The following is a 266-nucleotide window of genomic DNA, read 5'->3' on the forward strand; positions in this document are numbered from 1 at the left end:
CCATAGGGAGCGCGCAATGTTCGATGGATTGGTCATGCTGGGCGGCGGTCTCGCCCATTTCCTGACCCCGGTCTCCCTGTTCAACATTGCCTGGGCGACACTTTTGGGCATCATCATCGGCGCCCTGCCCGGTCTGACCGCGACCATGGGGGTCGCCTTGCTCGTGACCCTCACCTACAAGATGGCGCCCGACCAGGCGATCCTGTGCCTGATGTGCCTCTATTGCGGGGCCATCTATGGCGGCAGCCGCACGGCCATCCTCCTGT

Annotated in this window: 1 protein-coding gene; it reads left to right on the forward strand. The window is 63.5% G+C overall.

All coding sequences use genetic code 11. The annotated features are described in order from the left end of the window. Positions 1–16: 16 nt before the first annotated feature. Positions 17–266, forward strand: a 250-nt coding sequence (locus FLQ44_RS21250) for a tripartite tricarboxylate transporter permease (protein WP_206209047.1), incomplete at its 3' end; no start/stop codon positions are given.

The sequence above is a fragment of the Vogesella mureinivorans genome (assembly GCF_007644035.1).
Classification (GTDB): domain Bacteria; phylum Pseudomonadota; class Gammaproteobacteria; order Burkholderiales; family Chromobacteriaceae; genus Vogesella; species Vogesella mureinivorans.